General features: G+C 58.2%; 31 protein-coding genes and 2 tRNA genes. 22 read left to right on the forward strand and 11 right to left on the reverse strand.

The genetic code is table 11. The features are described from left to right. Positions 1–4 precede the first annotated feature (4 nt). From EDF70_RS07380 to EDF70_RS07400, 5 genes are all read left to right on the forward strand, one after another. On the forward strand, positions 5–412 hold the full coding sequence (locus EDF70_RS07380) for a PAAR domain-containing protein (protein WP_132272724.1): 408 nt from the start codon (positions 5–7) through the stop codon (positions 410–412). Between the two features lie 2 nt (positions 413–414). Beyond that, positions 415–1644, forward strand: coding sequence for a hypothetical protein (locus EDF70_RS07385; protein ID WP_132272725.1), 1230 nt, complete (start codon positions 415–417; stop codon positions 1642–1644). After that, positions 1641–2120, forward strand: coding sequence for a hypothetical protein (locus EDF70_RS07390; protein ID WP_132272726.1), 480 nt, complete (start codon positions 1641–1643; stop codon positions 2118–2120). The genes EDF70_RS07385 and EDF70_RS07390 overlap by 4 nt, the downstream gene beginning before the upstream one ends. Positions 2121–2124: 4 nt before the next feature. Continuing rightward, entirely contained in the window at positions 2125–2448 is a 324-nt protein-coding gene (locus EDF70_RS07395; protein ID WP_132272727.1) for a hypothetical protein, read from the forward strand. 174 nt (positions 2449–2622) lie between these two features. Continuing rightward, complete coding sequence (locus tag EDF70_RS07400; RefSeq protein WP_132272728.1) at positions 2623–2940, forward strand: hypothetical protein; 318 nt, start codon at positions 2623–2625, stop codon at positions 2938–2940. Positions 2941–3109: 169 nt separating this feature from the next. On the opposite strand, the gene EDF70_RS07405 is transcribed toward EDF70_RS07400, so the two are convergent. After that, positions 3110–4303 carry a site-specific integrase gene (locus EDF70_RS07405; protein ID WP_132272729.1) on the reverse strand — a complete coding sequence of 398 codons (1194 nt, stop codon included), beginning with the start codon at positions 4301–4303 and terminating at the stop codon, positions 3110–3112. A 463-nt stretch (positions 4304–4766) separates the two neighbouring features. Here EDF70_RS07405 and EDF70_RS07410 point away from each other — a divergent pair, with 463 nt between their 5' ends. From EDF70_RS07410 to EDF70_RS07425, 4 genes are all read left to right on the forward strand, one after another. Continuing rightward, a complete protein-coding gene (locus EDF70_RS07410; RefSeq protein WP_132272730.1) occupies positions 4767–4979 on the forward strand; it encodes a helix-turn-helix domain-containing protein in 213 nt (70 codons plus the stop codon). After that, a complete protein-coding gene (locus tag EDF70_RS07415; protein WP_132272731.1) occupies positions 4976–5197 on the forward strand; it encodes a hypothetical protein in 222 nt (73 codons plus the stop codon). Before EDF70_RS07410 ends, EDF70_RS07415 begins: the two co-directional genes overlap by 4 nt. Before the next feature lie 89 nt (positions 5198–5286). Further along, positions 5287–5634: a hypothetical protein gene (locus EDF70_RS07420; protein ID WP_132272732.1), complete on the forward strand. Its 348-nt coding sequence runs from the start codon at positions 5287–5289 to the stop codon at positions 5632–5634. Next, entirely contained in the window at positions 5624–6436 is an 813-nt protein-coding gene (locus EDF70_RS07425; protein ID WP_132272733.1) for a hypothetical protein, read from the forward strand. The genes EDF70_RS07420 and EDF70_RS07425 overlap by 11 nt, the downstream gene beginning before the upstream one ends. Positions 6437–6460: 24 nt before the next feature. On the opposite strand, the gene EDF70_RS07430 is transcribed toward EDF70_RS07425, so the two are convergent. After that, the gene (locus EDF70_RS07430; RefSeq protein ID WP_132272734.1) at positions 6461–6664 is read right to left on the reverse strand and encodes a hypothetical protein; all 204 of its coding nucleotides are present in this window, start codon (positions 6662–6664) and stop codon (positions 6461–6463) included. 110 nt (positions 6665–6774) lie between these two features. Between EDF70_RS07430 and EDF70_RS07435 the strand changes: the two genes are divergently transcribed. Next, a complete protein-coding gene (locus tag EDF70_RS07435; protein ID WP_132272735.1) occupies positions 6775–7062 on the forward strand; it encodes a hypothetical protein in 288 nt (95 codons plus the stop codon). Here EDF70_RS07435 and EDF70_RS07440 read toward each other — a convergent pair. Beyond that, positions 7037–7561, reverse strand: coding sequence for a hypothetical protein (locus EDF70_RS07440; RefSeq protein ID WP_132272736.1), 525 nt, complete (start codon positions 7559–7561; stop codon positions 7037–7039). The two genes, EDF70_RS07435 and EDF70_RS07440, sit on opposite strands and share 26 nt — an antisense overlap. A gap of 118 nt (positions 7562–7679) precedes the next feature. On the opposite strand from EDF70_RS07440, the gene EDF70_RS07445 reads away from it, so the two are divergent. Beyond that, on the forward strand, positions 7680–8135 hold the full coding sequence (locus tag EDF70_RS07445; protein ID WP_132272737.1) for a hypothetical protein: 456 nt from the start codon (positions 7680–7682) through the stop codon (positions 8133–8135). A 9-nt stretch (positions 8136–8144) separates the two neighbouring features. Here the strand turns inward: EDF70_RS07445 and EDF70_RS07450 are convergent, their stop codons facing one another. After that, complete coding sequence (locus EDF70_RS07450; RefSeq protein WP_132272738.1) at positions 8145–8348, reverse strand: hypothetical protein; 204 nt, start codon at positions 8346–8348, stop codon at positions 8145–8147. A gap of 552 nt (positions 8349–8900) precedes the next feature. On the opposite strand from EDF70_RS07450, the gene EDF70_RS07455 reads away from it, so the two are divergent. The 7 genes from EDF70_RS07455 (at position 8901) to dgt (ending at position 16855) form a co-directional block, all read left to right on the forward strand. Beyond that, a complete protein-coding gene (locus EDF70_RS07455) occupies positions 8901–9242 on the forward strand; it encodes a hypothetical protein (protein ID WP_132272739.1) in 342 nt (113 codons plus the stop codon). Positions 9243–9544: 302 nt separating this feature from the next. After that, positions 9545–10090, forward strand: coding sequence for a hypothetical protein (locus EDF70_RS07460; RefSeq protein WP_132272740.1), 546 nt, complete (start codon positions 9545–9547; stop codon positions 10088–10090). Positions 10091–10099: 9 nt separating this feature from the next. Further along, positions 10100–11983 carry a prohead protease/major capsid protein fusion protein gene (locus tag EDF70_RS07465; RefSeq protein WP_245519091.1) on the forward strand — a complete coding sequence of 628 codons (1884 nt, stop codon included), beginning with the start codon at positions 10100–10102 and terminating at the stop codon, positions 11981–11983. A gap of 92 nt (positions 11984–12075) precedes the next feature. Continuing rightward, entirely contained in the window at positions 12076–12333 is a 258-nt protein-coding gene (locus EDF70_RS07470; RefSeq protein ID WP_132272741.1) for a phage tail assembly protein, read from the forward strand. Positions 12334–12558: 225 nt separating this feature from the next. Further along, entirely contained in the window at positions 12559–14616 is a 2058-nt protein-coding gene (locus EDF70_RS07475) for a phage tail tape measure protein (RefSeq protein ID WP_132272742.1), read from the forward strand. Between the two features lie 12 nt (positions 14617–14628). Beyond that, positions 14629–14925 (forward strand): hypothetical protein, encoded by a 297-nt coding sequence (locus EDF70_RS07480; RefSeq protein ID WP_132272743.1) that lies wholly within the window; start codon positions 14629–14631, stop codon positions 14923–14925. Positions 14926–15397: 472 nt separating this feature from the next. Then, positions 15398–16855 carry a dGTP triphosphohydrolase gene (gene dgt / locus EDF70_RS07485; protein WP_132273670.1) on the forward strand — a complete coding sequence of 486 codons (1458 nt, stop codon included), beginning with the start codon at positions 15398–15400 and terminating at the stop codon, positions 16853–16855. A gap of 242 nt (positions 16856–17097) precedes the next feature. Here the strand turns inward: dgt and EDF70_RS07490 are convergent, their stop codons facing one another. From EDF70_RS07490 to EDF70_RS07505, 4 genes are all read right to left on the reverse strand, one after another. Beyond that, positions 17098–17574, reverse strand: a complete 477-nt coding sequence (locus EDF70_RS07490; RefSeq protein ID WP_132272744.1) for a hypothetical protein — start codon at positions 17572–17574, stop codon at positions 17098–17100. A 13-nt stretch (positions 17575–17587) separates the two neighbouring features. Then, positions 17588–17824, reverse strand: coding sequence for a hypothetical protein (locus EDF70_RS07495; protein WP_132272745.1), 237 nt, complete (start codon positions 17822–17824; stop codon positions 17588–17590). 101 nt (positions 17825–17925) lie between these two features. Next, complete coding sequence (locus EDF70_RS07500; protein WP_132272746.1) at positions 17926–18177, reverse strand: hypothetical protein; 252 nt, start codon at positions 18175–18177, stop codon at positions 17926–17928. A gap of 77 nt (positions 18178–18254) precedes the next feature. Beyond that, entirely contained in the window at positions 18255–19205 is a 951-nt protein-coding gene (locus EDF70_RS07505) for a hypothetical protein (protein ID WP_132272747.1), read from the reverse strand. 419 nt (positions 19206–19624) lie between these two features. Here EDF70_RS07505 and EDF70_RS07510 point away from each other — a divergent pair, with 419 nt between their 5' ends. Continuing rightward, positions 19625–19957: a hypothetical protein gene (locus tag EDF70_RS07510; protein ID WP_132272748.1), complete on the forward strand. Its 333-nt coding sequence runs from the start codon at positions 19625–19627 to the stop codon at positions 19955–19957. A 72-nt stretch (positions 19958–20029) separates the two neighbouring features. Further along, positions 20030–20103, forward strand: a tRNA-Arg gene (locus tag EDF70_RS07515). Between the two features lie 123 nt (positions 20104–20226). On the opposite strand, the gene EDF70_RS07520 is transcribed toward EDF70_RS07515, so the two are convergent. Then, positions 20227–20631 (reverse strand): hypothetical protein, encoded by a 405-nt coding sequence (locus EDF70_RS07520; protein ID WP_132272749.1) that lies wholly within the window; start codon positions 20629–20631, stop codon positions 20227–20229. 200 nt (positions 20632–20831) lie between these two features. Further along, positions 20832–20905: transfer RNA gene (locus EDF70_RS07525), tRNA-Gln, on the reverse strand. Positions 20906–21176: 271 nt separating this feature from the next. Between EDF70_RS07525 and EDF70_RS07530 the strand changes: the two genes are divergently transcribed. Further along, the gene (locus EDF70_RS07530; protein WP_132272750.1) at positions 21177–23018 is read left to right on the forward strand and encodes a Ppx/GppA phosphatase family protein; all 1842 of its coding nucleotides are present in this window, start codon (positions 21177–21179) and stop codon (positions 23016–23018) included. Beyond that, positions 23015–23773 (forward strand): RlmE family RNA methyltransferase, encoded by a 759-nt coding sequence (locus EDF70_RS07535; RefSeq protein ID WP_132272751.1) that lies wholly within the window; start codon positions 23015–23017, stop codon positions 23771–23773. The genes EDF70_RS07530 and EDF70_RS07535 overlap by 4 nt, the downstream gene beginning before the upstream one ends. Positions 23774–23979: 206 nt before the next feature. On the opposite strand, the gene EDF70_RS07540 is transcribed toward EDF70_RS07535, so the two are convergent. After that, entirely contained in the window at positions 23980–25386 is a 1407-nt protein-coding gene (locus EDF70_RS07540) for a DHA2 family efflux MFS transporter permease subunit (RefSeq protein WP_132272752.1), read from the reverse strand. Positions 25387–25588 lie beyond the last annotated feature (202 nt).

The raw sequence follows: 25588 nt of genomic DNA on the forward strand, positions 1-25588 counted from the left end.
ACCCATGCCCCCAGCCCACCGACGCGCCGATATCGGCTCAGCCCACGCCTGCCACTTCCCGCCATCGCCGGCGACCGGTGGCAGTCCTGATGTCTACGTCAACGACCGCCCCTTGATGCGGGTCGGCGACAGTTATGCGCCGCATGCCTGCGTAGCCGGTCATGCCGGGCCGCATGGACGGGCGCTGGCGGCGGGTTCCGCCACCGTGTTCATCAATGGCAAGCCGGCCGGTCGTATCGGTGACGCCATCGATTGCGGCGGCAATGCGCAGACCGGCTCCGGCGATGTGTTTATCGGTGACGACGAGGGCAAGGGTGCGGGCGGCGGCGGTGGAGCCGGCAGTGCGGCAAGCGGCGGCACGCCGTGCCAGGCCAGCATGGCCGCGCAATCCATGCCGACGGTGAGAGGATAATCATGATCGATCGCGAGCGCGAACAAAACCCGCTCTCGCCAGAGGGACGGGCGCTTTTGGCACGCCTGAGCGCGCTTGCCGGCGAGCCGGGCCGCCGCATTTTTGCGGCCATGGATGGCGCGCGTTTCGAAAATCTGGCAGCCTCGCTCTACCGCGCCGATATCGCTCATCGCCCGCTTTATCGCCATGCCGGCGGTGATTATGCCATCGTGGCCGGTGGCCCCTGGTTGGTCGATCCCTCGCGGCCGGCGCAATCAGCGCTGCTCGAAGATTTTGGCGTTTCCGGTGAGGGCGAGGCGGATGCATTGTCCGACGAGGCGCTGGCTGCGCAGGCGGCTCTTCTGTCGCAAAAAATGCTGGCGAGCCTGAATGCCGGCGATGTTTCTGCTGGCGGCATGCTGGCACAATCCGGTGCGCCGCATCCGGAAAGCGTCATTGCCCGGCTGGAGGCCTTGGTTCACCTCGCCGATCAGCGCTCGGCCATCGTCTTCTGGGCTGGCGACGAGACATTGACGGCCGAGAGCCTGTTTCGCCATCTGCGCGGCCTCAACCGCATCACCATTCCGCGCGGCACTGCAGCCGATGTCTTTGATGGCGAGAAGGTGGAGATGGCAGCGGCGGGTGGCGCCGATGATGCCGCAGCCGAGCCTGTGGCCGCGCGCGGGCCGGCCACGGAAACGGTGATCTTTCGCCATGCCGATCCAAACGTCATGATGCAGGTGTTTCCGGTTCTGGACGAGACGCAGGCCTGGTGCCTGTTCGGCCCGGCCGAGCTGATCTTCTTTTCGCCCGATCCCGTCTGGGGCGGCGGCGTCAAGCGTGGGCGCCGGCCGGTGGCAACGCTTCTGGCGGGCAGGGGAATGCTGCATCTGTCCCCTGACATGATCGCGATGATCGAGGATGCCCGCATGCAGGCCTCTCGGCTCAAGGTGGTGGCCTATCTGCGCGATGTGCATCCGGCGACATTGGATGTGGCGGATGGCGAGATGATGGAACGCGTGCTGTCCTATGAAACTTCCGGTACACGTCTGGGTTTGGCATCCGAGCGGGCGCATATGAAATGGGCCTATCTGATGTCGATCACCGATGGCGGGTGTGATGGCCCGGAAGCGGAGAATTTCTTCAACGACACTGCAAAACATCCCGACGACGCGATCGACGATCTGCTCGTTGCTTTTGAAAAATCCTCCGGTGGTGAGTGGGATGATATCTGGGCTGGATCAGCGCCATGAAGTTCCTGATCAAACTCCTTGAGAAATTGCTGAAGAGCAGCACCGCGCGCCCTCCGGTGAAAACCCCGCCGGGCAAACCACCCGCCCAGCCGCCGGCAAAACCACAGCAGGCACAGCAGAAGGCGGACCAGCAAGGAAATGCCTCCCAGCAGCGCGACAATTGCAATGGCAATTGCGCGCCTAAAAAGCCAAAACCGCAAAAGCGCGATACAAAACCCTATGCGGACCGCCTGCGCGGCAAGCGTTACGAAGAGGCCGAGGACATTCTGGATCGCGAGCTGCGGGACGACGCCGGCTGGACGAAGGCGCCGCTCGGCAAAGGAGATGGCGTGCGCTATTATGACGGCAAGGGCGGCTCCGTATCGCTCAACCGCGGTTACCCGGAAGGTCTGAAAGGCGGCGGCGGCGATGCGGTTCACAAGGGCCCTTACGTAAAAGTTCAGCCGTCCGGCGACCGTGTACCGCTCGGAGAATGAGAAGATGATGGATAAGAGACTGATCGAGCGCGAGTTGCTTTTGAGTGCCCTGGACGAGGATGCCGTTTTGAGTGCGGCGGAGAACCTGTTGGAAAAGACGGGTGCGGACGTGAACGAGGTTCTGGCATTCGCATGCAGGCTGGCGGAAGACGGTTTTCTTGAATTCTACAAATATGCGGATGACCAGGCACCCGTCGTGATCGGCCCTGAAGAGATTTTGACCGAAATTCGGGACGAACCCTACGGTGTGTTTCTGCAGCAGACGGATGCGACCGCCGGCAGACTGGCTATCCTGTCGCAGGATGGTGATGGCCCGGTTTCTGCCTGATCGGCCTGATCCGCGCGCTCATTCCGTTGAACATGCGGTCGATGTCTCGGCAGACCGGCGACATGGCTGAAGGATGACGGCGAGCACGTCATACTTGCATGGCCATCGATAAAGCCTATCTCCAGTCAGGAGATGAATGGTGTTTCCGATGGAAAACGAGCAGGAGAAGGCATCATGGTTGAGCCGGTCACCCGCATATCCGCCAGTGCCGCGTCCGAGGCGACGCGGATCGACAGCAGTCTTTCGATCACGTCCGAGCCGGACAATGCTTGGGTTGCTGCCCGTCAGGAGCAGATAACGGCTGATCAGCAACGGTTGCGGCGAGACGCCGCCGATGAGAAACCGGATGGCGCGCCACCACATCATGCCCACACTGCCGCCGAAACGAGCGATCAGCCGGAGGAGCAGCGATTGTCTGGAGAGAGCGAACGAATCGGCAATCAGAATTTCGACGATGATACGCCGTTCGGCGAAAGGGTGGTTATTCTCTGACGCCAGCATATCGGCCGCGGCGGGTTGAAGCCATGCCGGGCGGTTTAGCTAATGGGAAGAAGAATTGGCTGGGGAACCTGGATTCGAACCAAGATTAACGGAGTCAGAGTCCGTTACATAATGTTATTATTATTGATGAAATTGCCATTGTGTCGCGTTCTTGTCGCAGTCACCCCAGAAGAGCCGCAGCTGCGCTGTCCATGGTTTCGCCAGTGCCAGCCTGTCTAAACAAGTGCGAATAGGTGTCTAGCGTTACCTGAATTGACGAGTGCCCCATGCGGTCTTGCACCACCTTGGCCGATAACCCGAGGCCGCCATCGGCGGGAGAATTGATGCACCACGACGCGTAAAAGTGCCGAAGGGCGTGAAGGCCAGTGTATTTCGCTTCCGTGATTGGCTGGCCATCGCGGTCGGTTTTACCGCTTTGTTTCGTGATGCCGGCCGCAATCCACTGAGGCTGATACCACCGAGTGATAATGTTGTTGTGTTCCTCAACCGTGCCGATGCCAGTCGGGAAAACCAGACCGAGATCCGGATCGCCTTTTGGGCATTCCTTTTTCCAATCCTTGAGTGCAGTAACCAGGTGAGCGACGAGGGGGATCGTCCTGCGGCCAGCCTTGGTCTTTGGCGGCCCCATCGTTTTTAGAATATTTGCCCGCTGGCTGACATTGATCTCGGCGCGTTGGAAGTCGACATCCTGCCATCGAAGGCCGCGAAGTTCTGACGCGCGCATGCCGGTGAAGATGGCGGTCATCCAGAACACCCTAATCTTGCCGGTCAAGGTTGGCATCACCATTCGGATCTCGTCAGGGAAGGGGAGGTCGACGCCGACGACAACGGGCTCCTCATGTCGTGCAGCCGACCGAGCTCGTGCCTTGCCACGCCCCATCTCTTTCACTGGATTGCGGACGACGAGGCCGCGCTCTTGAGCGTCTGATAAGAGGGCGCCCAGGCTGACGCGCACGGCGCGCTGCACCGCTGGCGATCGACCGTTCGTCTGCAGGTCGTCTAGGAATTGCCGGACCTTGGGAACCGTCATTTCGTTAAGGCGCAGATGGCCGATTAGAGGATTGATGTGCAGCCGTAGGTGTTGTTCGTACTGCCGGGTCGTGGTGATCTCGAGGCCTGCACCGACGCACGCAGCATGCCATAGCTTGCCAGCGGCAGCCACGGTTACAGTGTCGCGGTCTGCAACGTGGATCTTCCCCTTCACCTCGATGTGCGTGCCGGCCTCGAAGTCTTTAGCCTCCTTCTTTTTCTTGAAAGTCTTGATGTGGCGTTTGCCGTTCTGGTCGAAATAATCGACCACCCAAGCGGTCTTTTCCTCACCGCCGGACGTCCATTTCCGTTCTCGTATCGACATGGCTATCTCCTTGCCCGACGATGCTACATGAACAACGGAGTTTATGCAACATAGTGCCAAAGAGTTCCAAAATATTGACAAATTTGTAAATTGGATCTAAACGTTACGACATTGCGAAGGCCACGGCGTCGCATACGACGGACCTTATGAGGCCGTGGTTAGTTGCAGGAAAACTGCCGTAAGCGCTACGCAAGCGCGGCGTCAAGGTGACGTCGATCAACCCGATCCGCCTGCCACGCAGGCTAGACACGAATCTTCCCATAATTGCTGATACTCGACGCTAGGATTCCGCCGCCGGTGCGTGAGACCGCTTGCCTATTCCATTTGTGTACAGCTCACTGCTGTTGACTACCAAATTTGCGACCGGCGTTGTTGACTTCGAGGAGTGTGACCGGCGCAGTTGACTTGTCCGAATGTAACCGACGCAGTCAAAACCATTACCAATCACCACAGAGGAGAAACTATGACACCTGACAACGATAACCTTGCCGACGACGTCCTGAAGGGCGCTAACTCAATCGCGGCCTTCCTTGGCGAAGATAGGAGGGCAGTGTTTTACCAGATCTCAAACGGTAAGCTGCCGCACTATCGAGTTGGTCAGAATATCCGCGCCCGCAAATCCAGCCTCATGGCATGGATTGCCGCACAGGAAGCCGGCGCGAGGTCGGCGGCATGAGCAGCGTAAACCAACATGCGGCAGATATCATCCGAACTTTTCAGGGCGCGGCTGTTGAAGCAGGGTTGGACCCCGACCTCGATGTTTTGCAGATGACAAAAGAACAACTCGAGGCGGTTGCCTATATTTTCGGTATGGTTATCGCGATGATCTACGTCGATAAACAGCATTTAGAGGCGATGGGGAAGTCGACCCTCCGCGCAAGGCGCGCCGCCTAATCAACCACACGTCCCGCAGAACTCCACCACCTGCCGGCACCGCGCCGGCGGGCTGCGCCTTCGTGCGCTCTCTCCACGAAAGGATCGAGATGGATCATACCGCTCCGCTGACGGAAGAAACCGTCCAGCGCTATACCGACTATATCAATGCCGGTGCGTATGCACTGCGCAGCCGCAACGGCTTCCGGATCCCCGCGCTGGTTATTGAGCAATGGCGCGAGCGAGGTTTCGCCATCCTCTATACTGCGACGCTGGCCCGAACCTATGGCGTCGGTCGCAGGACGATGTGGAACACCATCGCCGGCGTCATAGATGCGGGCTTCATAAAAGAGATCGGTCGGACACCAGAAGGTAAGGCTATGTTCGTGCCGGTGCTGGAACGTGGCGATGAGTGGCGCGCGGCCCGCGACGAGAGGCTGTCCGCCTATGTCGAGTAATAAGCCGGACAGCCTGCTGGTGAAGCACCGGCTACTTATCCAGGTGTTGCGGACCGATTGGGCAAGCAAACTCGACCACAAAATCACTGCCGAAATTCTCGAGCGTTATAAATCTGACTTCAGTAACGCCCGAGTTAGTTTGCGGTACCTCGAGCGCGCAACAGGCGCCACCCGAACAAATATCGTCGCGTCCCTTCGTCGGCTGGTAGAGCAGGGCGCGTTTACGGTCCTGCGCGAGGGGGCAGGAACACGTCCTACCGAATATGCACCCAACTTCAATTTTTCTAGCGGTATCGCTGACGATACCTCTACTAGCGGTACTGCCCACGATACCGCTACAAAAGCGAGCAGTATCGCTGACGATACCTCTAGTGGTCTCGCAGGCGGTACCTCTAAGACGCCTAGCGGTATTGTCCACGATACCGAATCCCTCTTACTTTCCCCGCTTACAAGCCGGGGACAAGTAAGAGATACATCCGCACCGGGCAGCCGGGCGGGCCCTTCGGCCGCCGGCACCCGGGCGTATATAGATCGCGTGGCGCGTGTCGTGCGCAGTGAGGTTGAGGAGGACGGTCGTGAGATCTGGCTATGCATGGGCTTGGAGTTCGTGGATGGCCAAAGAGAAGAGTTCGCCATTTGCATGCAGAGCGACGAGCAGGACGTTCAGGAGCGAGGACAGGCGCGATACCAAAGGCTGCTGACAGCCCTCGACATAGACATTGCCGAGGATCCGGAAGACATTATCGGCATTCCATTCATTCTGACCGCCGACGATAGCTTCCGGCCGATCGAGGTAGCATGACGCTAATCGCCATCGGCCACCGGATCACCGAAACAGCTTACGGATGATTGACCACAGGCTGACGGACCCGCGATTGTATGAACGATTATAGGCTGCCTTCTTCGGATTGGTGAGCCATCCCCAGCCCTTCGGAGCTTTGAGCCCCACAGCATTCTTGACGATCCGCTTCGTCGAGGTACGAGCAGCAAGGCTTTTCTTCAGGCTGGGCTTGCGAATGCGCTTCGGCATGTGAGGGATCTCCGGCGGGACTAAGCCGAAATTGAAACAACTCTTGGTCGAATGCAACTGCTTCCAGTCGCCGCGGCCATCAACGACAACCACCCTCGAAGGAGGATCCCATGACAGCAACTGAAGGCCGGCAGATCGTTCCCGGCACCGCCGAGCATCGCGCCTGGTTGGCTCGGCTCGTGCATGGCAAATTTTACGATGCGCAGGCCGCTGCTCGCCAGCGACATAATCGGCAGAAGCTGGAGCTAGCCGAGAAGGCTTGGCGCCACCTGATGTCGGAATTCATCCGCATCTACGGCATGCCGATCGAGGCCGACCAATTCCATTCCGATATCGTTGAAGCTTGGCGGCGGGAGGCATGGCCAGGGCAGCTCAAAACGAACTGGTCATGGGCATGATGAAGTTGGGCACCAACCTACCGTGAAGAATAGAGAATGCGCCCCCGACTATGCACCCGGCTGAGGCTAGGCCGAAGGCTATGGAAGCCCAGAATGTTGCGGCCACCCCCCAAGTGTGCTGCGCCTCTCCAACCCATTCTTCCGGATCCCACAACATAGCTTTGTTCGCCCATGCGTCATAGTTGTCAGAATTCATGGTCCAGTTGATCCATGTGCAGAAGCCAGCGAGAAGTGTAAAAAGCAGGCCTGCAACAAACCACCAGACGGTAAGCTGATAATGAGCCAACGCTTGAGGCTTGTCGGCTAGGCCACTCAAAAACGTGAAAAGTCCAAATAGGCCACCGCCGTGAATGAGCAATAAGCTTGCCGTAAGCCAGCGGCCCCACTGCGCTGCAATATCGAACGTGGCGCGCTGCATCTCTTTGTAGTCTTTGAAAACAATCTCGGCGACTTCCTGCCGCTGTTTCATGAATTGTTTCGGAGGTGCTGTTTCGCTCATCGCCCGGCCCTTTGATTCTGATCTTTGTCACGATCTCACAGGGCGACACCAATGGATATTGGCGAGTTGGAGTAGGCGCCACATCCCACAAAAATCTGAAAGATTCACAGGAGACCACATGAACGTACAAGCCGCCAAGAATCTGCGCCAAGCACTACCGGACGCCGGGCACGGCTCTCCTGACAATCTCGCTGCCAAGGCCGCAGCGAAATGGGCCAGCACCGCCAATATTGCGATCGACGGCATTCTCGACGAGCTCGATCTGCTTGATGTAGCGCAGCGCGCACTGATGGCTGGGGAGACGCTCGAAGAGATTGGGATGAGCGGACCATATGGAAGCACTGCACAGCGGCGCGCATGGGCGGCAGGGAAGCTGTCGGCTGCCGCCCATGCAATAGTGCTCGCGGTAAAGCTTCTCGCGCGTCAGCGAGCCGATATGGCGAAGATCTCCGAACTTGAGCGTCGCATGTCGCATGCCGCTGCTGAAATTCGTGCAGCGAGGCGTTACGACGAGGTCGTGGTACCGTTTCGTGAGAAGCGAGCGCGGTCGATTGACTGGAGTGAGGCGGCGTAGCTGCTGACTTCACTTTCCAAGTGAAAGGGTGGCGACTTTTTCATTGATCAAGTTGGCTACCGCCTTGGCATCCGAGATGCTGGTTCCCTCAGTCAGGTTCAAGGTTATCAAAAGTTCAGTCTTTAGCCCTATGTCCTCGTGTAACTCCAATTGAACAAAGCAGGGCTCATTCGCTCCCCGCTCCTTAACCGTTGCCACAAAATTACGCGCCATGTTTCTTGTCCTCATATCCAACTAATTGGGCAGATGACCGCAACCTGAAGGCACGGGCAAGCGATATTTACTACTCAGATTCCCGCATTGAAAACATTGATCTTTTCGAAATAGCGTTCATGAAAACCTGCCAAAAGGGTAATTTTTGCCATTTCGGAGAGTATATATATGAAGGGGTACGAAATTTATCGGCCGAACATGTGCCTTTTCGACAGCGTTGCTGCGTAACCGCCGTCGCACCACGCGCATTCAAATCACCAACAGGTGAGACCCCTTTTCCCATTTCGAAGTGGCGCCGTTCGCGGCAGCCGAGCAAAGTTCATGGTCCAGATCTCCTCTGTGACCCCGCCGGGAGCAACGCGTAGGCATGGTAGCCTTGCGCCCGGCACCTATTCGGCGATTTCCAGGCGCCGGATCAGCCGGTCCGCGGTTATTCCTTGACGCGGGACCGGCAACCATTCCCGATCTTCGGATCGTCACCCAGCTGCGCCAATCCGGCGTGGCTTTTTTTATACCCATCAACGTTGCGCGATACGCGCATTGGGAGGTTCGATGTTCAAAACATCAGACATCGCCGCCGCGTGCGGCGTTGATCGCGCCACCGTTCGCAGCTGGCTGTCACGATCGCCAGGCTTTCAGGTTGGCACATTGGAAAACGGCGCACGTCAGTTCGACCGGGTCGAAGCGCTCGCTCTCGTCATCACAGGGGAAACGCTGAGCAGGCAGCTGGGCACGCCGAGCGAAGTGTTGCCCATTGCGGCGCTGATTGCCGGCGGCTCTCCAGGCCGAACCGTATGGCTCTACCGAAAGGACGGCAAGCTCACGTTCTCCGAATGGCAGCCGGATGTGCCTGCCGTGGCGATGCCACTCAGCGCGCTCGATGCACGGCTCTGACCCACCCCCTCCATTGGGTCCCTCTGACCCTCTGCCGGGCCTATGCGGGCGGGAAGGCCCGGACTTGAACTAGGTCCGAAAATTTCCAGAACCGCTTTCCTACTTGTCTACCCCGGCCGCAACTGGCCGCTTTCATCAATGGATCTAAGTATATGGGTTTGCTTGCATTTGTGCGCAGCCGTGTCCGGCCTCTTAGAGGTCCAGGTGCGCAACCCGTCACAAAAGGTACTTTCCTAGTGTCGCCACTCCAAGACATACGTGCTGCGCTCGCGGCCATCGACATTCCAGCGGCAGAGCAAGCGTTGCTCGATGCTGAATCCCGCCGCGAAGGCGTCCTTTTGGTCGGCGAGTATCACGACGTGATTGCGGCCGAAACCGAGATCACCAAGGCCCGCATCGACCGCGATCGCGCCATCGCTCGTACTGCCCAGCTTGAGGCGCAACTCGTCGAGGCAATCTCGGCCGACGCGCATGACGGCATCCGACAGCGGCATGAACAAGCGGCGCGCCTTGCTGACGAAACCACCAAGGCTATTGAGGTCGAATATCCGAATTTTGCAATCCGGATTATTGATCTTGCAGACAGGGAGCGCCGCGCGGACGAGGCTATCGCCGCCGTTATGGATGAAGCCATTTCGGCCGGCCTTGACCTGCCTGATATCCCAACTCCTTCTTCGCGCGTCTGGGGGCGCAAGTATCTGCGGCCGCTTACGTTTCGCGAACGGCTTTCGCTGCCCGAAACCGACGGCAACCCAGCCCACGGCGCTGCGTCTCGCGAGGTGACGATGGAGGCTGCATTCGCACTCGGTGGCGTAGGCCAGCCACCACCTGTCCCTGTTTTTCAATAGGTCTCATAAATGACAGACACAACGACCGCCGTCCGGGCGGATCCGGCCGACGACAAGATGCGTCGGTCAGCGCAGATCGGTGCCTCCAGTTTCGACGAAGCGGATAACACGATTGAAGTCATATGGACTACTGGCGCCGCTGTGCGCAGGTGGTCTTGGCGATCGGAGCGCTACTATTCGGAAGTTCTGGAGGTTACGCCGCAGGCGATCCGACTGGAGCGGCTGAATGCAGGCGCACCATTCTTGAACACTCATGACGACTCGGCGCTCAGCTCCGTGATTGGGTCTGTGGTACCTGGTACAGCTCGCGTTTCTGGCGGCAAAGGCTTTGCCCGCGTCAAGCTTTCGCGGGCTGCGGAAGACGCTGCCATCGTCGAGAAGATTAAGGACGGCATCATCCGCAATATCAGCGTCGGCTACGCCATCCACAAGGTCGTCAAAACCGACGCGGATGGCGACGGCACCGATGAAGAATGGCGCGTCGTTGACTGGGAGCCGCTGGAGATCAGCGCTGTTCCAGTTCCAGCGGACGCCGGCTCTCAGATCCGCTCGCACCCTGATGAGGACGGCCGAAGCGACCGAGCCGAACGTACACGAACCACCACAATCGCAGAGCTGGCCCGTGAGGCAAAGCTCGTCGACATGGGGCTGCGAGCGATTGAAGACGGGCAGACCGTCGACGCTTTCCGCACCGCCCTAATCAGACATTTTTCGGAAAAGGACGATGCTTTGACCATCGATAATCGTACTCCATCTTATGCCGGTGAGGATCATACGGAGAAACGCGCTGTTGCCATGCGCGAAGCCCTCATCCACCGTGCTGACCCCACGCGAGAACTCAATCCCGCCGGCCGCGAATATCGTGGTTTCTCGCTGCTGGATATGGCTCGCGAGTCACTCGAGCTTCGCAACGTCAAGACGCGCGGCATGGGCCGCGAAGAGATTGCCCGCGAGGCTCTTGCTCAGAGGTCTGGCGGATACCATGCGACATCCGACTTTCCGATAATCCTCGGCAATGTGGTTAATACCACGCTGCGCGCTGGCTATGAGGCTGCCGGCCAGACCTTCCGTCCACTGGTTCGCGAAGCAACGGCGGCGAATTTCAAGGCCATCAACCGTGCCCAGCTTGGTGAAGGCCCGGCCTTCGATCGCGTTCCAGAAAATGGCGAATACAAACGAGGTTCCGTCACTGAAGGCAAGGAATCCTACAAGATTGCGACCTTCGGTAAGGTCATCGGAATTACCCGTCAGGTCATCATCAACGATGATATGAACGCATTCAGCCGCATCCCGCAGCTGATGGGTGGCGCCGCTGCTCAGCTGGAAAGCGATCTCGTCTGGGCTCAGATCCTCGGCAATCCGACCATGGGCGATGGCCAAACGCTGTTCTCGGTGCCGCACAAGAACTTGATGACCGCTGCCGCTCTCAATGTCCCCGCGATCGGCAAAATGCGCGCCTCTATGGCGAAGCAGACCGGCCTCGACGGCAAGACGGTTCTCAACATCGTGCCCCAGTTTTTGATCGTGCCTGTTGAGCTCGAAACGACTGCCGACCAGCTGCTGAACGCCGTTTATCACCCGACGGATTCGGCAGGCGCTGCGACCGGATCGATGCGCAAGCTGCAGATCATCGCCGAGGCACGCCTCGACAACGGTATCAGCAACCCGGCTGTTGTTTCCACAGCGATCGCCGGCTCGACAACTGCCTGGTATCTGGCCGCATCGCCCGCACAGGTCGACACGGTTGAGCTCGCCTACCTCGAAGGCAATCGCGGCGTCTATATCGAAACCCGTCAGGGCTTTGACGTCGATGGTCTCGAAGTCAAGGCTCGCCTCGATGTTGGCGCCAAGGCCATGGACCACCGCGGCCTCGCCAAGAACGCCGGCGCCTAATCTTCAAAGGGCGGCTTCGCGCCGCCCGACATCCAGCCCAGCACCACACCTTTTCAGCCGCCTCACTAGCGGCTTTTTTCCATGGAGCCCTCATGACCACCATTAAGCTTTCCACGCCCGTCGAGCATTCCGGCGTCACCTATTCCGAAATCTCTTTCGATGACCCGACGGTCGGCGATCTCGCCGCTGCGGATCTCGTGAAGGGCGAAACTCACCAGATGCTCGCCGTCCTTTCCAGCATGTCCGGCGTGCCGATTCCCGCGCTCAAGAAGATCAAGGCCAAGGAGTTCGCCAAGTTCTCGAAGGCGATTGATCTGGGAAACGAGCCGGAGCCCACGACTGGCGAATAGTCGCGGGCTTCGTCGCCAGCGTGCTCCACACACCGCTCGACGTGATCGAGCGGTGGCCGCCTGAAAAGGCGTTGGCCTACTTCGATACGGCCACCGAAATCCATAAATTGATTGGAACCGGCCTTGGCTAATTTGAACTCAACCCTGAGGCTGTCACTTATCGACCAGGTGACAGCCCCGGTCAGGCGCGTTAGCGGCGTTCTTTCCGCTTTCCAGCGTCAGACGATGGCGTTTACCAATCCGCTCCGCGGTGCCATTGGGCAACTCGCTGCATTCGGCGGAGCCTACGTCGGAATCACCGAAGGTCTGAAGGCCACAATCGGCTCGGCCATCACCTTCGAATCCGCATTCGCCGACGTCCGCAAGGTTGTCGAGGCGTCCGACGAACAGTTCGACAATATGCGCCGGACCATCCGGCAGATGTCGACTGAAATACCGATGACCGCCAACGACATCGCCGCGCTGTTCGCAGCCGCTGGCGAATCCGGCATCGCGACGACCGAACTCAAAGAATTCTCCGAGATGGCGGCCCGCGTGGGTATCGCCTTCAATATCGGCGCAGGCGAGGCGGGCGAAACGCTCGCCAAGCTCAAGACACAGCTGGGCATGTCTGTTGCTGACGTCGGCTCTCTGGCCGATGCGATCAACCATCTCTCGAACAATATGGCCTCCAAGGCCAGCGACATCACCGATTTCATGCTGCGTGTTTCGGCGCTCGGCAAGATGGGTGGTTTCACCGCGGAACAGATTGCCGGCATTGGCTCCGCGATGATCGCTGCGGGCGCGCCTTCCGAGGTCGCCGGCACCGCAATGCAGAACGTCGTGAAGGCGCTGACACGAGGAAACTTCGCGAAGAAGGACCAGCGTGAGGCCGCCAAGGCGCTCGGGCTGGACTTGCCGCAGATTGCCAAGCAGATGCAGAAGGACGCGCCCAAAGCGCTGAAAACTGTCCTGAAGGCAATCGCCAAGGCGCCGAAGGATCAGCACATCGCGATCCTGTCGCAGTTCTTTGGCGACGAGGCTAAGGCATTCGCGCCGCTGATCGGCAATGTCGGTCTGCTGGACCAGGCGCTTGATAGCGTCGCCGACAAGGCGAAATATTCCGGGTCGGCATTCAAGGAATTCCTCGAACGGTCGAGCACGGCCGCGAACGCCGCCCAGCTGCTTGGAAACAAGATTTCCAATCGGTTCTGGGAAATGGGCGACCGGATGCTTCCCACCATCAAGGAGGGCATCGCCGCCATCAGCGAGGTGATCGACACTCTCGATTCCCGCGTCTCCATCTTCGACAAGATGGAAACCAGCATCATGGGATTCGCACAGGGTCTTGGCTACAACGGCGTCAAGGATGTCATCGCCGATCTCGGCGACCTGCTATTCGGCAAAGTCGACGGCACTGCCGGTGACCAACTCGGCCGCCTGTTCATGCAGGCGAAGGAGTGGGGCGCCACGATCCGCGAGCTTAGTGCAGCGATCAAGGAAAACCCAATCGCTCAGTTCTTTGCAGATCTGGCGCCCTATGGTTTCCAGATCATGGCGTGGGGCCTCGCAATCGGCGTTCTAGCGGGGACTGTCCGTAAGCTTGCAGCCGCCATGATGTTCCTCAGTGGGGCGTCTACGATCGTCGCGGCCATCAAGGCTGCCGGGACACTGGCGGACGTACTGTCTGGGGGCACGACGCCCGGCGGGAAAAATCCGCCTAAGGCCGGTAGTAAGGGATTAGATTCTGACCTGCCTCCAGCGCCAATTCCACCCACGTGGTGGCAGTGGATCAAGGGGTTCGCGGTCGCCGGCGCGCCCGGCTTTATGGCGGACATGTTGTCTGCGACCCCCGGCGATACTTTCGAAGATCAGGTGCGGCTGCAAAAGCAGCACCGCGAAGACCTCGAACGAATCACCGGCCTCAACCGCCAGTCAATCACTGAAGGCTGGCAGCGGAACTTCGGACAGACCACACTTCCCGGCGTCGGCGCTCAACAGGCAGTGGACCACGCGCGCGCCTTCGGACCCGGCGGTCGCACAACGGACCAGCTGCCCGGCAAGACAGCAGACGATCTCAGCATTGTCAGGACCACTCGCATCGACTCCTCGTCGATCTCGGCACTTCTCCAGAAGACGGGAACGCAGGACGTTCGCGTCACGAACCCGCAGCCGCCTAACGTCACGGTGCAGGTCACGCAGCACATCACCGGCGTCGCGGATCCGCAGGCAGCGGCAAGCTCCGCCGCGTCGCAGCTGGGCGAGTCTGTAAGGGCTGCCATTGAAAGCGCTGACACCGACTAAAAGGAGGTCAAAATGAATCAGAACAAAATTCTCGTCGACGAGCAGAGCGTGATCGATCTGTGTGCCCATGCAACAGTGCATCGGCACGTGCTGGCCTTCCTCACCGCCAACCTGTTCCGCGTGGGTGTGCCCCATGCGGAGTGGGGCGAGATGCTAGACAAGCTCCAGCAGTCGATGACGTCGTTTGGCAGTATCGATCCAGCAGCATCCGAGCGTGATGCAGTCATCGCATCGGACATCGGTATCAAGACGTTCGAACACGGTGCTGCACTGGTTGATGTCGTCAGGGGGTATTTGGCGAAAGGGTAGGATTGTACGCCAAACTACTTTCCATGCGCGCCGCTTCGGGCGACGTGGTAGCGCGACAGCGTTACGCACTTGCGCAAGATGATTCGCTAACGTACGTTTGCCGCAAGGTCCGTACAGTGTAATGCACTGAGACAAACATTCAGCGGAACACAAGCCATGTCGTATCGTTGTGCTCGTGCCACACCACTTTAACGGATATGCAATGGAAAAACCTATAGCATATGCTGTGTGCGTGACGTCGCGCACGGGCTCAGGCGTTGGCATAAAAGGGAGAGCGTAAATGGCAAACTCTGCATCGTCGTCGATTAGAAAGTCGGCTGCCGCTACGGACCGCAATCCGGTTTATCGGGAAGCGGTAAATGACCTTAGAACTTTGCGCACAACTATAGAGCAGTCTACTGGCAAGTGGAGCTTGACCAAGGAGAAGTCGGTAAATACGGTCAACCATAAGACGAAATAATTATGGTTGAACATGCCGCTTCTTTATTCTGCCTCGGACTACTACAGAGCTGTACAACAGGATAATCCCGAGGTTTATAGAGACGAGGCGCGACGTGACTATGCGCGCCTCATTCACAGCGCCAGCTTCAGGCGACTGCAAGGGAAGACGCAAGTGTTCCCAGGTCATGAAGGCGATTTCTTTCGCAATCGACTAACGCACTCTCTGGAAGTGGCCCAGATTGCCAAATCCATCGCGATTAAGCTCAACAGCACGTCAGAATTTTTTGCTGACGATGAGAGCAAAATAAATCTCGATATCGTTGAATTCGCCGGTCTAGCGCACGATCTCGGGCATCCTCCATTCGGTCATAATGGTGAAGAGGCGCTCGATGAGTGCATGCGTGATTTTGGTGGCTTCGAAGGCAATGCGCAGACCCTCCGGATATTGTCGACTCTAGAAAAAAAGCAGACCTCGGGAGAGGGGGCAGATCTTTTCGGCGAAGACGGCGCTGATTTACGACGCGGGCTCAACCTAACATACCGCTCACTTGGTGCGGTGCTTAAGTATGACCGAATAATACCAATCGGAAGCAAAGAGCGGCCGCCAGGAAAAGAGGCGTCGCCTGTAAAGGGATATTATAAATCAGATGATGACTTAGTCAGGCTGATAAGAAAGAATGTTGTCGGCGAGGCTGACACAGCAGACTTTAAGACAATCGAATGCTCAATTATGGATATTGCAGACGATATAGCGTATTCGACGTATGATCTTGAGGATGTATTCAAAAGCGGAATACATGGTCCTTTAGACCTCTTTAGCTTTCCAGACCACATATATGCCGCCGTCGCGACAACTATCAATGACCGCATAGGAAAACAGTATAAGGGCGAAGCAGTTTCCGCCGTTACTGTTGCTGATGTGCAAGATGTGCTTTACGAGGTGTTTGCCGATATTTTCAGTGTGGGGACGGACGAGATACAGATTTTAAGTAATAAAAGAATCGATATGGGCCGTAAGAAGATGTATTTCTCTATGGCTTCTAAGAAACTCTCGTCGCTTTATGCTGAAAATGGATATCATAGGACGGGCTTCACCTCAAAGTTGGTGCAGCAATTTCTGTCCGGTGTCGAAGTCGTTCCTCACGATAAATACCCTCAACTACATAAGGCGCGACTGGATATTAAAACATTTGTTCAGGTTGAGGTGTTGAAAAACATCACGTTTGAGGCAGTAATACGCTCACCTATGCTGCAGGTAGTCGAGTATCGCGGTAAGGATGTCATCAAGCGAATATTCGACGCCATCCATGAAGACAAGGGTGATCGGTTGATGCCCCCCGACTACAGAGACATATATAACCGCGGCGATGCGCTGGCTAAAACACGAACAGTATGCGATTTCATAGCGGGAATGACGGATCGGTACGCAGTGGAGTTCTATAGCCGACTTTTCGGCGCCAACGGAATGACTATGCACAAACCGCTGTAGTCAACGCTTCTACCGCCGCCACGATTGCCCAAGTTCATCATCGAACCATGATTCTGCATCGTACGACGGCCCCATGGTCGACCTAAAGTCGAGATAGCTTCCATATCCATTTTCGTGCAGCCATCTGCAAAATGATCCGAAGCCCGGGTGCTCTTTCTCGTCCTCGGGCAGTGTAGCGAACCATTTTGTGCTCAGAGACCGGATCGCCTTCTCGCATTCGGCTTTTTTCATCGATGCCCCAGTCACACGTGTTCTTTCGGAAACGGACGATGGCGAACATATTGCTCGAACAGTGAAACGAGGATCATCTCGATTTTCTGCTGCTCGACTGTAAATATGTCTATGTCCGTAAGCTTGGAATCCTGGAGCCCAGCGAATGTTGTTGCAATGGCTCCACTTTCCTTGAACAGGAATACTGCCCTCATTCCGACCGCCGCACTCTCATGGAGAAGACTGACACGCGCGCGACGTGTAGTAGTCGTATCGTGATCCTCCACTTCCAAGAGGAATCCACCCTCTGCAATCTGGTTGTTCACCGCTGAGGCGGCACCACGAACCTTATCGACGAACTCCGGCCAGATTGTCTTAGCGTCCTGCCTTCTTCTCAGTTCGAGATCAGCGGCCGCCTTCTCATCGGCGCGCCGTTGCGCGAATTCCGAGTCCTTGGTGCGGTTGTTTTCCAGCGCCTTTTGAAGACGCTCCCTCATCCTGTCGTCCATAATTTCTCCGAAATTAGTCGCCGTAATAGAGGACGGGATCGCTGCCGGTCGGCGTTCCGTCAGGATTGATGGGGTATATGAATTTTCCGTCCACCCAAAAACATGCTTCCTGAGTGTCGCACCTATAGCCGTAGGCCTTGTCCATCCAATGGATGGGCGTATTCCCGCCGATGCGGTAGGTGTTTGCATCAATCTGGCATAGCTCAGGCTTGTGGGATTTGTAGTTGAAGATGTAACGCGCTGAAGACAATCCAGACCTCCGTCATGTGCACCAAAAATCTCATGTCGCTTGACTGGTTGTCCAGTGTGAGCTCGGCGCAACCCAGAACCAAATTTGGTCTTGTTTAGCTCTCAATGCACCACCCGCGGCGGATACACCCGACCTATCGACACGAGATAATCGACGATTTGTTGCAGCAGGTGATCACGCCGGCCAAGGTCGGCTTTGATTTGCTCAAGCTTCGGCGCCGCTACTTCGTAGTCTTCGTCCGAGAGGTCCGAGTCGCCTATAAGGTAGCCGCCGCCCACTGCTGTGATGTCGCAGCAAGCTGCAGCGACGCGCTCAACGAATCCGGGGATCTGGTCTTCGTGCATGAGTTTCATGGTGGGCTCCTTGATTTGAACGCAGCGTAACCGCGCCGGGTGAGGGGCTCAACTGCAGAATTCTGCTAGGTGGAATCTCAGGGACTGTAGGATCTTATCTGACTGCCGTAAGAGAGCGCGAGGAGTTGTTCATTCCCCAGGCTGCTGGTAAGCGGCCATTCTATCGACGAGACGAAGGGCCAGACTTGTGCCATGTTAGTCGGTGATAGTGCTTCGATGGCTTTCGCAGCATTGTCGGCACTGGACCCAGCAACGAGCAACACCGCAGAACCCAACCCTATCATCGTCTTGTGAGAGTTCGGATTGGCTGGCCTCAGCTGCCCCGGGCGGAAAACATAAAACGGGTAGTGGAATAACCTAATACGCCAATCCTCGGAATCATGTCTGGCGAGGAACACGCGCCAGTTTTCAGGTGGCGTCTTTGTTGCGTGCATATGCGCGTATTCAAATTGTTTCATCGCTGCAGTCTCAGGATGGTCCCTTTCGAAAATTCCAGCACGGAGGCAGGCCCACAAAGCGATGGTCAACTGGTCGCTCTCATTGAGTGGACGAGCATTCGCATCGATGAGGGCGGACAAAATTGGCTTAGCTTCGGATTCTTGCCCGCTCATCCATCCACCGTTACACTTTGCGCAAACGACCCGTAGTCTTTGGTTTAAGAAATACCCCTGCTTCGGAATGATGTTTGGAGTGATCGACGTGATGTTGGTGAAAGGGATCTGGGCCTGACCAGTCCGGAATCGAAAATGGTTCGGTGTTTCGCCGAACCGCGCCAACAGTGGACGAATCCATTTCGGCATTACGTGCTCTTTAGTGAGGCCGTGGCCACCGCAAAAAATGCACTTTCCTTGCGGCTTTGCCATTTCCGTAGTTTCTCCGAGCATTTGACCAACATGAATGCGCAGCCCGAGATTGCCGGATTCTCGTATTGCGGTCGATGGGTGCGAAAGCATCTCGAACAACAAAAAAACAGCCCCGCGCGGCAGAGCAGCGGGACGGCCAAAAGCCGGCGGAGGTGGTGCCGGCATCGCCTTGCCTCAAAAATCACCGGTGATAATTAGGGCGTGCTAATTGGCTCCCCCCGGCGGGGAGTGCTTGCGCGTGTCGTCGTTAATGGGGTAGGTTGTTCGCGGAGCTTCAGAACTCCCGCATCGGTCCCTTGCCGGGGATTGCGATGCAGACCGCGATAGGCGTGTGCCTTGGCTTGCCGGCCAGGTGACGCTGAAATTTGACGAGACAACACCGTTGTCGCGACCGGCACACTATTGTCGGGAAGGCCACGGTCGTCAAGTGCAAACTTGACCTTGCATAAAGCCGAAAGGCTGAAGGTCGTGGCGCACGTCTTCGCGGGCGTGTTCTGAACTTCCCGGCGCCAGTGCCGCCCACTGGTTTGCCATGCACGCCTGCCTTCAGAAGCGCCGTGCTGGGACTACCGCGAGCACCAAATATGTTTTTCACGACAATTCCTGCGACGAATGTCGCTGATTCTGAGATTCACGCTGTCGATCCGCCGATGAGCGCGGAAGAAATCCAGCACAGATTTTGCCCGAATAACGCTTACGCCGAGTGGCTCTGGAATGAGCTCAAGCTGTTGAACCGCGAAATGGGGTACGATGCGCGCATCGGCCTATATTCTCCGACCGGCACCATAGGCGGTGATTTCCACTTCCCGCGTGACCATCGCGAATGGACCGACGTGCCGCCGCCCTCAACGCGCGCTGAGACGATGCTGCGCGTGCTTGGCATCCTGCCGCATGAAGACCTAGTGACAGCCGCGTAAGCTTCGCAGATGCCGGTGCTCGCCATCGGCAGAGAGAGGGCCGTCCTTGCCATTGTGTAAGGGCGATCCACTGGCCGCGTAGCTCAGTTGGCTAGAGCGCCGACATTCTAAGCCGGATGCCGTAGGTTCGAATCCTGCCGTGGTCAACAAATTTCAATCGCTGCGGCACCACCGGGCAATTCGGCCCGAGCAGCGTCAATGCCGTCACCACCGGCGATTGGCCGTCCTGTCACCGCAGGGCGGCTTTTTCATGGTCGCGCGTCTCTGGTTCAGCTGGAAGGCCGCTCGATTGCCGGCGTTATTGAAACCTTATAGTCACCGCCCATTTTCGAGGATGACCCGGTCACAATCAGTGCTCCTGACGAGCCATCGAAAGTGTATCTCTGAAATGCGGGGTTGAAGCGAAGGTGATAGTAGTCGATCGACACGCCTGCGGCTTCATCTAAGTCGATGACACCGTCATGGGGGCCGCTGCCGACGTAGGCACGAAAGTCAGTCGTGAACGTCCTGTCGCGCTTTGGATCAACGCAGCTATACCGCACGATCACAGGATATTCGACAACGTCGTTACCGTAGTTGCGTTCAGGGTATTCACTACTATGCCGCCAATATTCCCTGAACTCAAATAGCTGCAGGAAGCTTGTTTTCTCTTCGGCCTCGGACACCTTGCTCATGCTCTCTCCCTGTTTGGACCCACTTCATATGTCGCAATCTATGTTGCGGTGAACTGCCTCGTAGCAGTTTGGAATCGTTGTGCGATTCAATGCAACCCATTGAATTGCTTTGTACCATGTCGCATTAGCTCGAAATGATCATGCGACATGGCTTCTGAGGCACCCCAGCGGGCAAGTGATTGTTTTCGTTTGGAAAAGATTGGCTGGGGAACCTGGATTCGAACCAAGATTAACGGAGTCAGAGTCCGTCGTTCTACCGTTGAACTATTCCCCAGCAGGGAGCGGCGTGTGGCCGGCTCATCGGTGTGCGGCGCTTATAACCAAAGTTTTCGCGAATGCAAATACCGTTTTCAAAAAACTTTCATGTGTTTTTCCATCCCTGTGGATGATGCCTGATCCGCCTGCGGCAAGCCGCTCCGGCGCTTTGCCAAAAAGGCATTGGCGAATGCCCCCGTCGCTGTTATCCTAACGCCAACGAAACACCAGATGCCTGCGGCAGTCCCATTTCACGGGGTTCTTGCGCGGCGAGACGGAAAAGATCAGTGATGGACCCCGACAGCGGCAATGCGCCGCCAGATGGCGGGGCGTCGACGGCAGGGCGCAGCGGCAAAAACCGCAGGCGCCGCAAGGCAAAGCAGAACGGTAAGCCCCGTTCCGCTGCCCTACCTGCGCGTGGCGGCGAAACCGGCGTGACCGGTGAAGCCCGACGTCCGGAAACGAATGATGACGGCATGCCTGTGCGCAAGCGCAAGCGCCGCCGGTCGCGTGGTGGTGCGCCTTCTCAAAAGGCGCATGGTGACAATTCTCCCAGGAATGACCATGGCGACGCCTCTTCGCGCGGCCAGCATCATGGCGGCGATCATGCTGCCCATGGCGCAGGGCAGGGCGGTGCAAGTCACGCGGGCACCAGTCACGTGGGTGAAAACCATGGTGCGGCGGCAAATGGGGCGGCGGGCGGCCAGAATTCCAGGCAGAATTCGAACCAGAACCCCGGCCAAGCCCCCGGCAAGGGCCGCAATCGCCGGCGCAACAAAAATCGAAATGGCCGCAGCCCGCAGGTGCGTCCTTTGGCGCCGGCCGGCCAGCAGGCGGATAAACAGCAGCGCGACAATCGCAGCGGCAAGGGTGATTCGCGCGAAACTGTAGCAGCGTTGCCGGATATGGCGCGTGAAGCAAAGCTTCGCCATGGCCAGCATCCGGCTTTCGAGCCGCGTGGCGCGCGTCATGATCGTGGGCAGGACAAGGGCCATGATCGCGGCCCGGAGCGTGGATACGACCGTGGCCGTGAAAACCTCTCCCAACCCGATGATCTTTATGCGGCCCTCGATCTCGGCACCAACAATTGCCGTCTTCTGATCGCCCAGCCGACGCGTCCCGGCCATTTTCGCGTGGTCGATGCGTTTTCGCGCATCGTGCGTCTGGGCGAGGGTTTGGGTGCCACCGGCCGGCTGTCGCAGGATGCCATGGACCGTGCGGTGGATGCCTTGCGCGTCTGCGCCTCGAAACTGGCCAACCGGCCGATCAAGCGCATGCGGCTGATTGCAACGGAAGCCTGCCGCGCTGCCGAAAACGGCGAACTGTTCTTGTCGCGGGTCATCGCCGAAACCGGGCTGGACCTCGAAATCATCGATCGCGAGACCGAGGCACGGCTTGCCGTGTCCGGCTGCTCGTCTTTGGTCGGGCGTGAGGCGCGCTCCGTCGTGTTGTTCGATATCGGCGGCGGTTCGTCGGAAATCGCCGTGATCCGCATCGGTGACCAGCGCTCCAGCCGCCTTGCCAGCCATATCACCGACTGGACCTCGCTGCCGGTTGGCGTGGTGACGCTGTCGGAACGTCATGGTGGCCGTGATGTCACGCCGGATGTGTTTTCGGCGATGGTCACCGAAGTCGAGGGCATGCTCCAAAAGTTCCAGTGCCCGCCGATCGACATGGATTATGTCGGCGCGGGGCCTGAGGATTTTTATCTGATCGGCACGTCGGGCACCGTTACCACGCTTGCCGGCGTGCATCTCGATCTGCCGCGTTATGATCGCCGCCGCGTCGATGGCGTCTGGCTGTCGAACAGCGAAGTCGATGCCATGCAGCACAAGCTGCTGTCTTGGGATTTTGCCGGCCGCGCCGCCAACCCTTGCATCGGGCCGGATCGTGCCGATCTGGTTCTGGCCGGTTGCGCCATTCTCGAAGCCATTCGCCGTCGCTGGCCGAGTACGCGCATGCGTGTTGCCGACCGTGGCCTGCGCGAAGGCATTTTGACCGAAATGATGGCCGATGACGGCGTCTGGCGCAGGCATCGCGTGCGTCGGGATGGTGGCCGGGATGGCGATGCGCAGCAGCGCCCGCCACGACCACCCGCATCAGGCCCACAATCTTCAGGAGCAAGGCGATGACGAAACCGCCCATCGGCCGCAAGCTCGGCCAAAAAGTCAAGAGTGGCAAGCTGAAGGCATCGTCCAGACGTTGGCTGGAGCGCCATATCAACGACCCTTACGTACAGCGTGCCAAGCTGGAAGGGTATCGCGCCCGCGCGGCCTTCAAGCTGCTGGAGATCGACGAAAAACACCAGGTACTGAAGGGCGCGCGCCGCATCATCGATCTGGGTGCCGCACCGGGCAGCTGGTCGCAGATCGCCGCCAAGGTCACCAATTCGACCGATGAGGACATCCGCGTTGCCGCCATCGACTTTCTCGAAATGGCGCCTCTGCCGGGTGTGAAAATCCTGCAGCTCGACTTTCTCGATGATGATGCACCGCGCCAGCTGATCGAGGCGATCGGCGGCACACCGGATCTCGTTCTGTCCGACATGGCGGCCCCCACCACCGGACACCACCGGACCGACCACCTGCGCACCATGCATCTGTGCGAGGTCGCGGCCTATTTTGCCGTCGAGGTTTTGGGGCCCGGCGGCCATTTTCTGGCCAAGACATTCCAGGGCGGCACCGAGAAGGAGCTGCTCGACATGCTGAAACGGAATTTTAAGCAGGTCATCCACGTCAAGCCGGGTGCATCGCGTCAGGAATCGGTGGAAATGTTCCTGCTCGCAAAGGGTTTCAAAGGCCGTCAGACCGGCGTGTCGGAAGTGCAGGACGAACCTGCCGAATATGTCGACGAGCGTGAAAGCTGGACCGAAGATCAGGGTCGGTGATTTTGCCATCGGCAAGTTGTCCATGAGGCAGCGACGATGCCACGAATATCGTCTCCCCGGTGGGGAGAAGTGCCGGAGCGAAAGCGAGGCGATGAGGGGGCGACACGGCAAGAGCTTGCGATATGGCTTTGCTCCCCCTCATCCGACCCTTCGGGCCACATTCTCCCACGAGGGGAGAAGATAGTCCGGTTACCCAGACCTTTGCCTCACTCCCCCGGAGCCGGTTTTGCCTGCAGGCCGGGGCCATGGCCGGACGCTACCGATCCCGCATATTTGTCGAGCGGCAGAAGCGGAATGATCGCCAGCAGCGACATCACCGAGACGGCGTAGAAGGCGATATGGAAATCCGCCAGTTGCAGATGCGTGCCGGATAGGGCCGCCGATGCCTCGAGCACCGAGGCGGCGAAAGCGACGCCCAGCGCCATGCTCACCTGCTGCAGCACGGATGACATCGAGGTTGCCTGGCTTGCCTGCGAATCCTCGATTTCCGAATAGCTCAGCGCATTGGCGCCGGTGAAGAAGAACGAGCGCGCCAGCCCGGAAACGAACAGGAAAAGAATGATCGCCATATGCGGGGTCTGCGGCGTGAAGAAGCCGTTGACGACCGTGGTGATGGCGCCGACGACACCGGCGCAGATCAGCGTCGTCTTGAAGCCGATGGCCTTGTAGACCCGCTTGGCGATGAACTTGACGGTCAGCGCGCCGCCGGCACCGGCAAAGGTGATCAGGCCAGACTGGAACGGGTTCAGCCCGAAGGCGAGCTGCAGCATCAGCGGCATCAGGAAGGGAATGGCGCCCGTCGAAACCCGAAATATCGTGCCGCCGATCATCGCTGCGCGAAACGCGTTGTTCTGAAAGATCTGCAGATCGAGGATCGGGAACGGATGGCGGCGCGCGTGAAACACGTAGGCCACAAGGCATGCGATGCCGATCAGCGTCGCGGAAATGCCCACAGCCGGTGGCAGGGCCGGCAGGCCGATGACGGAAAGGCCAAACACCACGCCGGCCGCCGAAAACGCCGTCAGCAGGAAACCGAGGAAATCGATGCGCGGCGATTCCCGCTTCTCGATCTCCGGCAGGTAGATGCCGGTCATGATCAGGCCGAGAATGCCGACCGGCACATTGATGATGAAAATCCAGTGCCAGGAGAAATAGGTGGTGATGAAACCGCCGATCGGCGGGCCGGTGAGAGGTCCGACAAGGGCCGGAATGGTCAGAAGCGCCATGGCGGAGACGAGGTCGCTGCGCTTGGTGGTGCGCAGCAGAACCAGACGCCCGACCGGCGTCATCATCGCGCCGCCCATGCCCTGCAGAAACCGCGCCATCACGAATTCGATCAGGTTGGACGAAACGGCGCACAGGATCGAGCCGATGATGAAGACGAGAATGGCTGAGCGAAAAACCTTCTTGGCGCCGAACTTGTCGGCCATCCAGCCGCTGATCGGAATGAACACGGCAAGCGCCACCATGTAGGATGTCAGCGCCAGTTTCAGGGTGATCGGCCCGACATTGAGATCGGCTGCGATCGTCGGCAGGGCGGTGGCGATGACGGTCGAATCCATCTGCTCCATGAAAAGAGCGACGGCAAGAATGAGGGGCACTGCGCGGTTCATCGGATACGCTTCACGGAAAGGATGCTGCGGCCTTGGCGCATCGACCCGGAAGCCGGTGCCGGTTTTCGGAAACTACGATGCGTCGCTGTAAAGACTGGGTTGGTGACGTCTGTATTCCTCATTTGATGACATGCCAATCATGTCCGGCTAACTTTTGTCATTTCGCATCACGTCTGCGTGACGCCCGCTTGCTCGTTCGCCT

Source organism: Neorhizobium sp. JUb45, from assembly GCF_004343585.1.
In the GTDB taxonomy this organism is placed as follows: domain Bacteria; phylum Pseudomonadota; class Alphaproteobacteria; order Rhizobiales; family Rhizobiaceae; genus Neorhizobium.